The following is a 15326-nucleotide window of genomic DNA, read 5'->3' on the forward strand; positions in this document are numbered from 1 at the left end:
TATTGATTTTTTATTTAATTAAATCTGTTCCCATGTATGGCACTAAAACTTTTGGCACTGAAATTGAGCCATCTTCGTTTTGATAAATTTCTAAAAGCGCTGCTACAACACGGTCGATTGCAAGCCCTGAACCATTCATTGTGTGTGCATATTGAGTTTTTCCATCTTTATCTTTGTATCTAATCATTGCTCTACGAGCCTGGAAATCACCCATATATGATACTGATGAAACTTCTCTGAATCTATTTTCAGAAGGTAATCAAAGTTCTAAATCAATTGTTTTTCTTGATGAAAATCCCATATCTTTAGTGCAAAGTTGTAATGAACGATAAGGAATTTCCAATTTTTCAAGCACATCTTTAGCATCATTAAGCATAGCTTCAAATTCTTTGATTCCATCTTCTTCAGTGGTTACTTTAACAAGTTCAACTTTTTTAAATTGGTGTTGTCTTAAGATTCCTTTTGTATCTTTTCCTGATGAACCAGCTTCTGATCTAAAGCATTCTGTGTATGCTGTAGCTCTAAATGGGGTTGAAAGATCAACAATTTCATCATTATAGTAATTTGTAAGTGTAACTTCAGCTGTAGGAATTAAATATTGATTCAAATTGTTAAGTTTGTATAAATCTTCAGCAAATTTAGGTAATTGACCTGTTCCATATAAAATGTTTTCATTAACAATAACTGGGGTTGTAAATTCTGTATAGCCCTTGCTTACATGTAAATCAAGCATAAATGAAATTAAGGCTCTAGTAAGTTTTGCTCCAAGCCCTTTGTAAATTACATATCTTGAACCAGATAATTTAACTGCTCTTTCAAAGTCAATAATGTCTAACTCACGAGCAATTTCATAGTGAGGTTTTACATTAGTTACAAGCCCTCTACCAAGGTTTTCGTGTCTTGAAATTTCAACATTATCTTCTTCACCTTCACCATAAGGAACTTCATCAAGAGGTAAATTAGGAATTGATAAAGCTAATTTTTCAATTTCATTATTAAGCTCGTCTGCTTGTTTTTTAAGTAATTGTTCTTGCTCTTTAATGTTTGCAATTTCTTCTTTTAAACCAGCTAATTTTTCAGGTTCATTTCTAAATTTCCCAAATTCTTTTGAAAGTGTTGAAAGTTGGCTCTTAAGTTGTTGAGACTCAAACATAAGCTTTCCTCTACGGCTTGCTAAGTCGTAATATTGTTCAAAAACAGCTAAATCAAAGCCTCTAGAATCAAGTTTTTTAGCCACTTCATCTTTATTATTTAAAACGTATTTTAAGTTTAACATTTGCACCTCTCTTGCTTTCCAAATTATAAACTTTTTTAATTTCTTTAATTTAAAAAATGATACAAAATAATGAATTTTGCAACTTAATCGCTCTATATAGGGGTAAAATTACTATACTTAGAAATAACTTTTTAAGGTATAATATAAGCACGCTTATATAATGAATATAAACAAGGAGGAAACATGAGTAAAAGAACTTACCAACCAAACAAGCGTAAACACGCTAAAGTACACGGTTTCAGAGCAAGAATGAAAACTGCTAATGGTAGAAAAGTATTAGCTAACAGAAGAGCTAAAGGTAGAAAAAGATTAACTGTTTCAGATAAATAATTTTTAGTTTAATTTATGAAAAAAATTTATCGGCTTAAGAAAAATTGAGAATTCAATGAAATTCTCAATTCTAAAAAGCAATTACTAAACAGATTTGTAATTATTTATTACAAGGAAAGTAATAACTTTAAAATAGGAATTACTGTTCCTAAAAAGTTTGCTAATTCTGTAGGTCGAAATTTATACAAAAGACAATTACGTGCAATTATTCATGATTTAAATATTTATGATTATAAGTATGAATTTGTAATAATTGCCCGCAAAGATTTTGTTGAAGAAGATTTTGCTACCAAGCAAAAAGAAATTAACAAACTCTTTGAGAAGTTTAGGAAACATGCAAACATCTCAAAATTTTAATTATTTTACTGACGATAAAGATCCTAAAAAACAACGTTCAGAACTTTTCAAGAAAATTTGAAAATGAACGAAAATTGTTTTTTATGTTTTTTTATTCGGTATAACTCTTACAGGGTGTGTTCAGTCATTCGTTATCAAATCATCTAACTATGTTGGTAATGGACTTGAGTTTTATTTAAACAAAAAAGAAATTGCACCTAAAGTTAATACATTTAAAAATACTACTAAAACCGAAACAACCAAAGCGGGAACTGAAAATGTCAAATACACATATGATCTTTTAAGTATCGAAAAAGAAAAAAACGTTTATGTTAATGACAAAAACGTTTTAGCTAAGCTTCAAGAGCAAACAACTCAAAATAATGGAACATATGGAGAATATGGTTCATATAGCTCAGCAATTCAAATTATTGATGCTAAAAATGTCCACGAAAATCAAAATAGCAAACCTATTTTTGAAAAAAATGGAAAGTACCTTTTTACTAACTCAACAGTAAAAAATTACTCATATGTAAATGATATTAATGCTGATACATTAATCAAAACATTTATCTTTGTCTCAGGAAAACAAGAAAATCTTGAGTTGAAAAAAGATGACAAAGGTGCTTTAATTGCTAATGAAAATGGAGAATATGTTGTTACAAAATTACCTACTTTAGGTACAATTGCTAACTACTTAAATTCAGAAGAAGCTCCTTCAACTTCATTAACTAATAAAAAATATGCACGTGATATTCTTCAAGCGTTTTATGATTATACCTTTGGTAAAGACAGTGCATTTGTAAAGTCATTTGACTTTGTCGTAGATGCACAAGGAAATAAAACCGACTTTTCTAAATGATTAGATGCAAAAGTTAACAAACTTAACACAGCTATTAATAGTGAAGATGAAGCGACAAAAAATACAGCTACTTTATCAGCAAAAGAAAAAGTAGCCATTGATAAGTATTTAAGCTTATTAAACCAAATGCTTCTTACTGTTGGTTGAATTCAGGCATCTCGTGATTCATACGCAGCTAACGTAGATCAAGAATCACACATCATTAATGCACACAATGATATTGGTCTTGCTTTAAAAGGTGATTATGAATCTAAACCTATAACCACTTGAGGTGAAGCTTGATGATATGGACCATTTTACGGGTTACTTGTTTACCCACTTGCAGTTCTTACACAAGCATTACGTCAAGGAATCACAGATCTTAATGGTTGAGGATCTATCTTAACAATTATTATTGTTGTTATTGTTACTAGATTATTAACAATTGGATTTACATGAAAACAATCTGTTAGTCAATCAATCCAAGAAGATATGAAGATTAAAAAAGCCGCTATCGAAGCTAAATACAAAGGTTTCGAAGATAACAAAGCAATGAAAATGCGCAAAAACCAAGAATTGCAACAATTGAACAAGAAATTTAACATTAATCCTTTAGATGTAATTGGTGCAACCTTTATTACAATGCCAATTTTCATTGCGATGTGACGTGTTATTCAAGCACTTCCTGAAATCAAATCAACTTGATGATTAGGAATTAACTTCGCAACTACTTCATATACAAAAGTCTTTGAAGGTGCATGACAATATATCTTATTAATAATTGTAGCTGTGGCTATCCAGTTATTATCTCAATTGCTTCCTCAATTACTTGTGAGAAAGAAAATGAAATTAAGAGCTTCAATTGCTGAAAGAGAAGCACTTAAAAAATCAGAAAGAACTCAAAGAATGATGATGATTGTTTTCACAATAATTACCGTTATCTTTACAGCTGGGGTTCAAGTTTACTGAACATTCACTGGTCTTTGAAGTTTATTCCAAACATTGCTTATCCACAGATTGAAAAAAACTCAATGATTCAAAGATAAGTATTCAAAAAAATCATTGCTTAATAAATAATAAAAGCAATTTATAAGCAAGTTTTGCTTAAAATAATTATTAATTAGCGTCCTGATTTCCAGGATGCTTTTTATTTAAAAATTTCTTTAATTGTAAATATCTTTGAACAATAAATTTATTATTCTTGGACTATATATCTCATTTGTTATAATGTATAAATTAGAAAAATCGCATACAAATTTTAAACACGCGATTTTTTGTAACCAGTTTAACGTAACATTTCATTTGCTATTTAGTAAATATTAAATATTATTTATATTGTTTATTTAGAGTCTTTTTGTTAAAATATAACAATATTTTAAATAAGGAGTTGTATGAAAAAAAAGAAAAAGAAAGTATTAATAGGTGCGCTTGCTGTTTTAGCTCCACTTACAATTGCAAGTGTTGTAACTGCAGCTTTAATTTTGAAGAAAAGAAATAAAAAAAATCCTATTGAACATGTGAATCCAAACCCAGTAGAACCTACTGAACCAACTGATCCGGCACAACCTACAGATCCTGTCAACCCAAACCCTGCTGAACCTACAGAACCAACTAACCCAGTAGAACCTACACAACCTACTGATCCGGCAGAGCCTACTGATCCTGTGAATCCAAATCCTGCTGAACCAACTAATCCAGTAGAGCCTACACAACCTACTGATCCGGCAGAGCCTACTGATCCTGTGAATCCAAATCCTGCTGAACCAACTAATCCAGTAGAGCCTACACAACCTACTGATCCGGCAGAACCTACTGATCCTGTGAATCCTACACCAGAAGAGTCAAAAGAGTTGACCCCTGAAGAAACTAATTTATTATTTCAAAACGCATCTGCTATAGTTGAAAATAATGGATATTTTACTTCAACAACTGGTGTTTTAAATATCAATATTGAAGGGCTTGATAATTCTCAGAATAACTTAGTAATTAATCAATATAGTTGAAGTTCTAATAATGAATTTTTGAAAAATACTACAGTTCCAAAATTGCAAATTCAATATAGTGATATTGAAATAGATACAACTTATTCAGTTACAATTAAAGGAACTTATAATAATAAGATTTTTGTTAAGACTTTTGACAACTTAATAGTTCATAAAGTTAATCCACTTAGTGAAGTTATTTTGCAAAATCGTGATAATGTAATCATAACCAATGGAAATCCAATAACTTTAATTTTAAATAAAACAACCAATTTGGATCTTTCTAGAACTCACTGATTTTATTTTAATAAAAAATTAGATCAAATAGGTTCTTCATCATATGAAACAAACAGACCAGGTACATACTATGCTATTGTATTTGATAATGAAGGTTCAAGTTGAAAAACTAATGAATTAGAATTGAATCTGACAATTTCCAAAACACAGACCCAAGTTTTGCAGCTAATTTAAGTGAAGCTTTTGATATTGTGACTTATCAACAAAAATTTTTAGGTTATGAATCACGTGAAAACAAAATAAATAATCAGGTCTACGAAACAGAATTATTAACTCGTTATTCTTCACAAGGCTTTAGATATCCGGGTTGAGATTATAATTATGAAGCTAATAATAAAGAAAATTCATTTATGGATTTGGACGGTGAAAGAGTTAATATTTCAAACTTAGTTTTTGCTGAAAGAGTGCCAGGAGAAACAGATGTTAAATATTCAGACCCTCAATGAATTAAATCTCAAATCGCAAGTGGTCAATTAAAAAAACACCCAGCAGCGGCTTTATGATATCAAAAGAATGTAACCGATGAAACTAAATCACTTACTAAAGAATTTAAAATTGATGGAAGTTTTTCAGGAAGTAATGCTTTAGGTTTATATATTCCAGCAGGTGAAATTGCAGAAATTGAATTTGATGCTGAGACATATAATATTTTTAAAAACGCATGAAAGAAAGATTTACCAATTAAAATTCATATAAATCAAAATTATTGAGACAACAGAGGTTTTAACAATACAGCTAGAATTTCTAACCGTTATCCTTTTGTACAAAGTAGCTTTACATTACAATTTAGTGAGATAGATCCAGAAACTAGAAGAATTAAAGTAGCTTCACCTTTTGGAGGTTCTTTATCATTTGAATTAAAACAAAACTTCAAATATAATGGAAATTTTGCTTCTTTAAAATTCAAAGTTTATGGTGCGGTAGAACAATTCCATTATGTTTATGATCAAACCACTGAAGAACAATGAAATGCACAAATTACAAAAATTAAAAATGGTGAAATTACCGCTCCTGTTGCTTCAATCCAAACTAATTATTCTTCAATTTTAGTTCCTTTCACCACTCCTACATCTGTTGCTGGAGTAGAATTAGATAATATGGTTTTCCCAGAAGAAGTCTTTAAGAAATGAAATAGTTTTTATGAAATGTCATATTATTGAGGAGATTACTGAAATCCTAAAATAGCTTTAAATTATTGTGATGATATTTGAGACGGAGCCGGAGCTTGAGGAGGTACAAATAATCTTTGAGCTGCTATTAGTTGAGCTAAAGGTTATTATGATGGTAAAAGTTTAGATTTTGGTTTTGCTAATTGAGGTAATTACCATGAAACTAATCATAACTTTGAACAACATCAAGATCCATTCCATATTAAAGATCACGGATGAACAAATATTCCTTCAACAGTTGATTTAACATTTATAAATGACAGAACAAGATTACGTAATTTTGCTAATTTTACAGGTGATTTAGATGAAGCTTGAGCAAGATTAGCTAATGGATACATTTTAAATGCTAAACAAGACAAGAATAAAGATTGATATTCATTATATGCAAATATGGTTTATCAATATGGACCAATGAATTTTGCAAACTGAATTAAAGCTTCTGGAAAAAGCCAAAATTCAGGGAAATTTTTCACTACTATGATTTATTTAGCAGATTACTTTAAATTAAATCCTTTATATGCACTTAAACAATATGCTTCATCTGTAACTACAGGGGAAACATTGCAAAAGAATTTCACAGTAATTAAAGAAATTAATGGTGAAAGCTCTCGAGAAATACCGGTTACTCCAGAAGAAGAAAACAAATTAAATAAATATCCTGCTTTTGATTTTGTTTCATCTATTTATGCTGTTGGAAACTATTTATATAACAGTGAAACAGGTAATTTTGAATATACTTCTGATACAATGCCTGCTTTCCAAATTCCAGCTGGCCAAGATTATGTTTTTGATTTTGAAAAAGGTATTGCTTCATTTAATCCTAATTTTAGAATTAAAAACATTCAAGTTCCAACTCAAACTAAATTAGGGAATTCTTTAACTATAGATTCAAATAATAAATTTAAAGTTACTTACCACGCTAATTCAGATACTTTTGCAGAAATTGATGAATTTGACTTAGATATTATTCCAGATGAATTCGAAACTAAACCAAGTAATTATGTACCAATGTACAAAATGAAAATTAAAATTAGAAATGTAGTTAATCGTCCAGTGATGAAACTATATCCAAGGTTAAATTCTAATGTAAATTCTTTTGATGAACTTTATGCTGCTTACGCTCAAATAGATCAAAATAATATTATTTCATTTGTGCAAGATTTTAATTTCGATGAACTTAATTATTTAAACAAGAAGCAAAATACTCTTTTAGAATCAACAATGAAATTTGTTGCTCCTACAACAGGAACTTTTGAATTTAAAGCACTAGCTGATGATTGATCTGCAGTTTGAGTTAATAATCAATTAATTGGAAGTAGTTTGAGAGCTTCTAATAGTGAACAAAATTTAGGTTCATTTGAATTTGTCAAAGGCCAAATTTACGAAATTAAATTAGCAGTTTATAACAAAGCAGGCGCTGGTAATATGAATTTCTGATTAGCTAATGGCACAGAAAAAATTAATTTAGTTACAAATTCTATAACTCCTACTTTAAACACTGATAATTTAAATCCAGATCAACTTCGCAATTTAATTGAAAATCCAGCTTATCAATATCAACGTAGATACAGAACTAATGAAAGTAAAAACAAAACTCAAATTTCAAGATATATCAAAAATCTAGAAATGGTGGAACCACAATTTAGTTTTACTAGAATGGTGCCGAATGTTCCGGAAGCTCCTAAAGTATTTGATAATGATATTAATACATATTATGAAAAATTTTATGCTAATGCTGCTCAAAATAGACCGGTTAGATTAATATATAGAACTAGTGAAAGTTTTAAAGCTAACTTTATTGACATATATCCAAGACAAGACTATTGACGTTGATATGTACCGAATGAATTGACAGTAACAATTAAAGAAAAAAATTCTGATGAATATCATATACAAAATTTATATTATGATTTTAGTTCAAGATACAGCAATTCTTCTTATCAAAGAGTTTTCTTCGATCGTGTTTATGACATAGAAGAAATTACTATTCAAGCCAAAAATACTCTTAATACAGATAGATATGGAATTACTTTAGCTGAAATTAAATTTGGAATTAACTTAAATACCGATAGCATCATTCCAATTAATAGCGAAAATAATAGATTTTATGGACATTGAGAAATAATAAGTAGTGAAAGAGATGGTGTAGAAACTCCAATTAATGGTTTTGTAGCTAAATCTGTAACTGCTAATGACTATATAGAAATTCCAATTAATTCGCCAGAAATGGTAATTATGGGACAAAAAGGTCAAGATATGTCTACTTTTGACGTTTATTTTGATGGTGAATTAGTAGGCAGAGACATTAGTGCTTCTAACCAATCAAACAACACATTATTATTTAATGAATTATTATTTTTAACCAAAATTACTGATACAAATATAAATTGAAATGATTCACACGCTCTTAAAATTGTAAATAAAGAAAACAAACCGTTAGTTTTAACATTTATTTCATATAAAGATATTCAGAATTAAAAAATGCCTATTTATAAGCATTTTTTATTCCTTTGTTTACAAATTGCGATCTTTTAAAAGATTACTGTAAATTTTGTTCAACTCTTTCCTGAGTTTCCAAGTTACAATCTTTCAAAAAACGAATACATCTACCATATAGTTGTATTCGTTTTTTTGTCTTAAAAATTACTAGAACTATTTATCTAGTATGTTGTAAAAATCACTATAAATTTTGTTCAAATATTTCTGTAAGGAACTAAATTATTTGTAATTTTAGATACTACTTCATTATGGTTATGAACTTCAAAGCATCTATAAAATCATTTTTCTCAATTGTGAAATTACTCTCAAATTGGACATTTAAGTTTCTATATAATATGTTAAATGTTAAATCAAAAGCACCTCTATTTAATTACAAAGGTGCTTTTGATTTAAAAATGTATTAAGTAGGTTAACGTTTTGATTTGTCATATGCAACACCGGCTGCAGCTGGACCAGCTGATTTTTTTGATGTTGCAAAAAGAACAATTAAGGTCACTACAAATGGAAGTGCTTTAAATAATTCTTCGAATTTTTTAATTGAATCAAAACTACTAATTCCAAAGTATGAGAATGAATAAAGAGCTGCGAAAATAAGTGAAATAATAGTTGAAATACTAATTTTTCATTGACCGGTAATCATAATAGCTAAAGCTAGGAAACCAATCCCTTGCACGTCAGCAGTAGTTGAGAATTCATTTAAACGTAAAGTAGCGAAAATAGAACCTCCAACACCAGCTATGCATCCACAGATAAATAATCCAATTCATTTCATTCTAAATACATTAATTCCGGCTACATCACTAGCTTGTGGATTTTCACCAATTGAACGGTATCTTAAACCTCATCTAGTTTTTCTAAGTACAAATCATGAAGCAATGATAATTGCAATTGTGATAAATAGTTTAAATGAAACAATGTTTTTGATAGTTGGGTATTGACCAAGCGCTAATTCTACAGTTCCTGAATTACTTACAACTTGACCTTCATCTTGGTATTTTCTTAAAATGTAAATTGTAATAGCTGCTAACCCAATAGCTAAAATATTAATAGCAAATCCTGAAACAACTTGGTTTGATTTTAATTTAATAGTTGTATAACCAAATAAAAATCCAAATAAACCAGTTAATAGTGCTGCAAGCGGAATAATTAATACTTGTCATCACATTGAAATGGCATGTCCAATTACTTTTTTATTTTCGTATGTGGCCGTAAAAACGTGTGTCCCTAAGAATTGTAATATCATATACATAATGGCACCAAAAATCATGAAACCATTAATAGCGATATTAACAATTCCGACTCTTTCAGAGAAAATTCCTGAAATTGTACCTAAAATAAGAATGCAGAAAATAAACACAAATGTAGAAACTAAAGGTCCTCAAGGCATCTTAATTTACTCCTATCATTTTTGTTCATTTTGCATTAATTAAAGCAATAAATGAATGGTAAGCTTCTTCTTTGTAAGCTTTATATATTTTCTTAGCTTCGTGCTTGTTGTTTAAATAAACATTTTTAGCATCCCTATAATTATTAATTCCTAATTGTTGTAGTTTTTCATAGAAATTAAATTTCTCAATTGACATTTGATTGTAAATATCTAATCTTTCTTCATTTGTGCTTGCTTGTTTTGCTTGTTGGTGCATTTTATCGACATACTTATCATATTCTTTGCGTATTTTACTTGCGCTAGATGATATTTTAAGGTGTTCTACTCTTAAAGTCATAAGTCTTCCTCAATTATCTTTTCTATTTTTTCAGATAATTTGATGAAACTCTTTAAATTTGTGTCAAAACTCTTTTCGAGTTATCAAGTATGAATATTTAATTAGTGTTTTTATAGGTCTAAATTTCAAGAACATCACTGACATTGCACCTAAGAATAAAATAAGACTTGGTACAAGTTGATAAAACTCGCTATCAACTGTTCTTATTCCACCTACAAGTGCTAATAAGTCTTTTGCAATGTAAATAAATGAGTATAAAAATGAAGTGAAGATAACTCCAATAGGACCATTTAAAGCAAGAAGAGAAATTGCAATTGAATCAAACGCAATTAAAATTGGTTGACTGACAATTTTGTCACTAATTCCATTTTCAATAAATAAGAAATAGAAAAATCCAGCTATTCCGTTAAGCGCTCCTGAAATACCAAACACTAAAACACACATTAATTTTTCATTAATTCCTACATATTGAGCATTTGAAGGATTAAGTCCAACAAGTTTGATTTTGTATCCAATGGTTGTTCTTGAATAAATAAAGAAAATTGATAGTGCCACTAAAATAAAAGCAACAATTCCAATAATCATAAAATTAAAACTAATTTCATTGCTTACTGAAACAACTAACCCTGAAGGTCCAATGCTTTCAACTTCACCAAACACTTTGTTTTTATGAAGAGTCATTCAACCAGCAATAAAAGAAATAATTCAGTTAAGGAAAATGGTTGAAATAACTTCGTGAACTCTAAAGAAAGCTTTTAGAACCCCTGAAATTGCTGCTGTCATAAATCCAATGAAAATTGATAAAAATAGCATACTAAGTAAAAAGCTCATTGAAAGTGGCTCACCATTTCTATTTATGCTTAAATAAATGGCGAACATCACCACAGCAGGAAGCGTCATTTGTCCAGGTCCACCAATATTAAAGTATCCACATTTAAAACCAAAACTTACTGCTAATCCTGAAAATCCGAAGATAATAAAGTACATCAAAATACCTTTATTTTCAGGGTAATTAAATAATTTGTCAAATGGTTCTTTTAAAATATGGATAAAAAGTCAAAATGGGTTTAATTTGTTAAAAGCAGTAGAAGGATTTTGAATAATTTTTGTTAAATAAAAGATTACTGAAACAATAATTAACCCAAAGATAATAGCTCAAATTTCAGAATAAGCTTTTCTTCTATTCTCTTTTTTGTCAGGGAAAATCATTTTTCTTCTAAAGGACTCAAATTGTTCAAGAATCTGTTTCATTTTCTTCCCCTCCTTGTTTCTTAACTGTTAAATTATCATTTGTATCATTGTCGTTTGGTTCATCTTTTATTTCTTCTTGTTGCCCATTTTTATGAGACATAAATAAACCAATTTGTGTTCTACTTAATTTATTAGCTTTTTCTGTTGCTATAATTTCACCTTCGTTAATTACAGCGATAGTATCAGCTAAAGCAAGAACTTCATCAAGTCCATAAGAAATAAGTAAAATAGGTTTTTTATTAGCTTTTTCTTGCAATATTCTATTGTGAATATTTTTAATTGCCCCAACATCTAAACCACGTGTTGGTTGATTAATTACAATAAGATCGTGAGGTGTGCTCATTTCACGTCCAACAATGAATTTTTGTTGATTCCCACCTGAAAGAGATCTAGCAACAGAATACCCTTCTCTTGCACCTCTAACATCAAAGTTTTCAAGAATTTTGTTAGTTTCTTTTTTAATTGTTTTGTTTTTTAATACACCAAAATAATTAAAAAATTTATCTCACAATCTTCTGAGAATTGTGTTTTCGTAAATTTTGTAATCAAGAGCTAAACCATGTTTATGTCTATCTGAAGGTATTAATGAAAGACCTAATTTTGATATGTCTAAGACGTTGTATTTTGCAATATCGATGCTGTTGTTTTCTTGTTCTTTTTTTAGCATTAAGTATTTTTTATTGTAGCTAAACCCAAAAAGACCTAGCGCAATTGAAAAAACAAAGAAAATTCCTGCATAAATTAAGAAAATTACATCTGATTCTTTAAAAAGTAATTTAGTTTCCAGTGAATTACTATATCCTCCAATAGAACCTAGGGTAATAGTTAAACAAAGAACTAAAGCCGTAAAGATTCAAAGAATAATTGATCTTTTTTTATAATTTTCTTTTAATAAGTTATGTTTTTCTTTAATAAATTCAGTTGGCTTAATTTTAATTGAACCTGAAGTTGGGTTTTTCATTCCTGAAACAACATACTCTAAATCTCTTTGACCATTTCCTTCAATTCCGGCAATAGCTAAAATTTCACCAGCATGAACTTTTAAACTTAAATTATTAAGATTTTTTTCTCCTGCAGTAGAAACATTTTTTAGTTCTAAAACGACATCTTCTTCTTCAAAGGTTTCTTGATTTGAGACGTTTTGAATAACTTCAACATCGCCACCAGTCATCATTTTAGCCATATCTTCTTTAGTCACATCAGAAACTTTGAAATTTTGGACAACTTCACCTTTTCTAATAACTGTTCCATAATCAGCAACTTTTTCGATTTCACGAAGTTTGTGAGAAATGAAAATAATTGTTTTTCCTTGGTTTTTGAAGATTTTAAAAGTTTCTAATAATCCCTCAATTTCTTGTTCAGTTAAAACTGCGGTAGGTTCATCAAAAATTAAGATATCTGAATCACGGTAAAGCATCTTCATAATTTCAACTTTTTGTTGAACAGAGACGCTTTCTTTTCCGCTAAGAGCTTTTAAATCAAAGTGTAAATTAAACTTTTCTTGAATAGTTTTAATTTTAACAATGCTAGGCTCATAATTAATTGTTCTTGTGTTTTTATTAACAATTTCTTCACCTAAGATGATGTTTTCTAAGTTAGTATAAACATCTACTAGCTTAAAGTGTTGGTGCACCATTCCAATCCTAAGTTTATTAGCATCATTAGGATCTTTAATAAAAACTGGATTACCATTTACTTTTATCGTTCCAACATCCGGTTCATACAGACCAAATAAAATAGACATTAACGTACTTTTTCCGGCACCATTTTCACCAATTAGTGCATGTATAGTACCTTTTTTTACTTCAAAAGAAATGTTTTTATTCGCATGTATGTTACCGAAACTTTTGGAAATGTTTATAAATTCAATAGCATTCATATAAGTTCCGTTCTATATATTGATATTGGAAAAATAGGGAAACCCTATTTTTCTTAAATTTATTAATTAATTATTTATTATGCAGCTTTAATTGCATTAATAAGATCTGTTAATCTATTTGATTGGCTAGCAATATCTGCCCCATCTTCAGTAGCTTTTGATGAGTTAATGTATGCAACTTTTGCATCGTCAAAAGATTTGAATTTAGCATCAGCTTCTTTTAATGCAGCATTCATTTTTTCTCTATCTGCTTCATTTTGAAGGTGTGATGGTGAATATCCTACTCATCCTTCTTTAAATCCTTCTTCTAAAGAAATTATTGAATTTGCTTGTTTATTTTGTAAGTAGCGAGTTCTTGCTTTATTACCAAAAATAATTTCTGTAATAACATCATATACAGCTTGTCCTATTCCTTTAGTAATAGAAGTTAAGAATCTTCCTGCATTTTCTGGTGATGATACAGCTTGATCAACATCTACACCAATGATGCTCATTGTTTTGTTGTTTTTAATAACTTCAAATGTTCCTGGTCCTGCTACAGGTAAAATAACTTCCGCATTTGTAGAGATATGTTTTGTAACAACTGTTGCCATTGCATCATCAAGTGTAAATCCTGAATTTAAACTAAGTTCATCTGTATGTATTACTTTTTTGCTTGGGTTTTCTTTAGCAAAAGATAAAAGACCTTTTAAGAATCCTTCATTAAATGTAGTAACTCCTGGGAATTCTCCACCACCAAATGATGTAACAAGTCTTTTCGCTGCATCAGTAGGGTATTTATCTGCTAAAAATTTAGCTGTTGCATAACCAACTATTCAAGCTGATTCTTTAATTTTAAAGTTAAGTCCATAAAATTCGCTGAAACCATTTAATTGTGAAGGATCAAGTGAAAAATCTACTCCAATAATCTTTACACCTTCTTTTTGTAATGCATCTTTATTTTGTACAATGTATTTTTGTATTGGACTTTGGTGTTTAAATCCTGAAAGAATTCAAATTTTGTTATGCGGAGCAAGTGCAGCATTATATGCATTTTGATAATTTGAAGGTTTAACGAAACTTACTGGAATTTTTGTTTTGTCATATACAATTAAAAGTGCTTCTCATGAAGATTGGTTAAATGATTTATCATCAATATTTCCTTCATCTGTAATTAAAACTGGTTTTAATTTTTTAATAGCATCTGTTACATCAGAGTTACTAAAGTTCTCACCTGAAGTAGAAATACTTGTTACACGATCTTTTTGAGCAATATATTGTGTTATGTCATCTTGTGTATCATCATTACATGAAATAACTGATACCATTGGTAAAATACTTACCAATGGTAACCCTCCTAAAAGTAAAGTTTTTTTAAATTTAGCCATTGTTAATCTCCTAATAATAAATTTTTATTTATATAAAAATCTTATTATCATTTAAGATTTTTTATTTATGTTTAAGTTTCTTTGGCAAATATTATTTTTATTTTCATGTTTTTATAAGTTTTTATTTCACAAAATGGACGAAAAATTAAAAATTTGTTATTATGATATGAACACACAAAATAAATGTGAAAAATTTCCAAATTATCTTTATAAATTAGAAAAATCACGCGCAAGTTTTAAACGCGTGATTTTTCTAATTTATATTTATTTTTAAAACTCTAGGGTGTGACATTTCGTTTGATATTTAATTCAAATTTTAATTGAACTTTTTTACAAAAAAGTTCTCGTATATATATATATATATATATAATAAGG

The 15326-nt window shown here is 29.0% G+C and carries 10 protein-coding genes; 5 read left to right on the forward strand and 5 right to left on the reverse strand.

Annotated elements, in window-relative coordinates; genetic code table 4:
* Positions 1–10: 10 nt before the first annotated feature.
* Complete coding sequence (serS, locus tag EXC51_RS01935; RefSeq protein ID WP_129620269.1) at positions 11–1276, reverse strand: serine--tRNA ligase; 1266 nt, start codon at positions 1274–1276, stop codon at positions 11–13.
* Between the two features lie 183 nt (positions 1277–1459).
* On the opposite strand from serS, the gene rpmH reads away from it, so the two are divergent.
* From rpmH to EXC51_RS01965, 5 genes are all read left to right on the forward strand, one after another.
* On the forward strand, positions 1460–1606 hold the full coding sequence (gene rpmH / locus EXC51_RS01940) for a 50S ribosomal protein L34 (protein WP_027333701.1): 147 nt from the start codon (positions 1460–1462) through the stop codon (positions 1604–1606).
* Between the two features lie 15 nt (positions 1607–1621).
* On the forward strand, positions 1622–1963 hold the full coding sequence (rnpA, locus tag EXC51_RS01945; protein ID WP_129620270.1) for a ribonuclease P protein component: 342 nt from the start codon (positions 1622–1624) through the stop codon (positions 1961–1963).
* On the forward strand, positions 1941–3860 hold the full coding sequence (gene yidC, locus EXC51_RS01950) for a membrane protein insertase YidC (RefSeq protein WP_129620271.1): 1920 nt from the start codon (positions 1941–1943) through the stop codon (positions 3858–3860). The genes rnpA and yidC overlap by 23 nt, the downstream gene beginning before the upstream one ends.
* A gap of 314 nt (positions 3861–4174) precedes the next feature.
* Positions 4175–5236, forward strand: a complete 1062-nt coding sequence (locus EXC51_RS04165) for a hypothetical protein (RefSeq protein WP_165001815.1) — start codon at positions 4175–4177, stop codon at positions 5234–5236.
* Between the two features lie 17 nt (positions 5237–5253).
* Positions 5254–8709, forward strand: coding sequence for a M60 family metallopeptidase (locus EXC51_RS01965; RefSeq protein ID WP_129620273.1), 3456 nt, complete (start codon positions 5254–5256; stop codon positions 8707–8709).
* Positions 8710–9139: 430 nt separating this feature from the next.
* Here the strand turns inward: EXC51_RS01965 and EXC51_RS01970 are convergent, their stop codons facing one another.
* From EXC51_RS01970 to EXC51_RS01985, 4 genes are all read right to left on the reverse strand, one after another.
* Positions 9140–10117 (reverse strand): ABC transporter permease, encoded by a 978-nt coding sequence (locus tag EXC51_RS01970; protein ID WP_129620274.1) that lies wholly within the window; start codon positions 10115–10117, stop codon positions 9140–9142.
* Between the two features lies 1 nt (position 10118).
* On the reverse strand, positions 10119–11705 hold the full coding sequence (locus EXC51_RS01975) for an ABC transporter permease (RefSeq protein WP_129620275.1): 1587 nt from the start codon (positions 11703–11705) through the stop codon (positions 10119–10121).
* Positions 11671–13584 (reverse strand): ABC transporter ATP-binding protein, encoded by a 1914-nt coding sequence (locus EXC51_RS01980; protein WP_129620276.1) that lies wholly within the window; start codon positions 13582–13584, stop codon positions 11671–11673. Before EXC51_RS01980 ends, EXC51_RS01975 begins: the two co-directional genes overlap by 35 nt.
* A 77-nt stretch (positions 13585–13661) precedes the next feature.
* A complete protein-coding gene (locus EXC51_RS01985; RefSeq protein ID WP_129620277.1) occupies positions 13662–14951 on the reverse strand; it encodes a BMP family ABC transporter substrate-binding protein in 1290 nt (429 codons plus the stop codon).
* Positions 14952–15326: the final 375 nt, after the last annotated feature.

The sequence above is a fragment of the Mycoplasmopsis gallinacea genome, assembly GCF_900660495.1.
GTDB classification, from domain to species: domain Bacteria; phylum Bacillota_I; class Bacilli_A; order Mycoplasmatales; family Metamycoplasmataceae; genus Mycoplasmopsis; species Mycoplasmopsis gallinacea.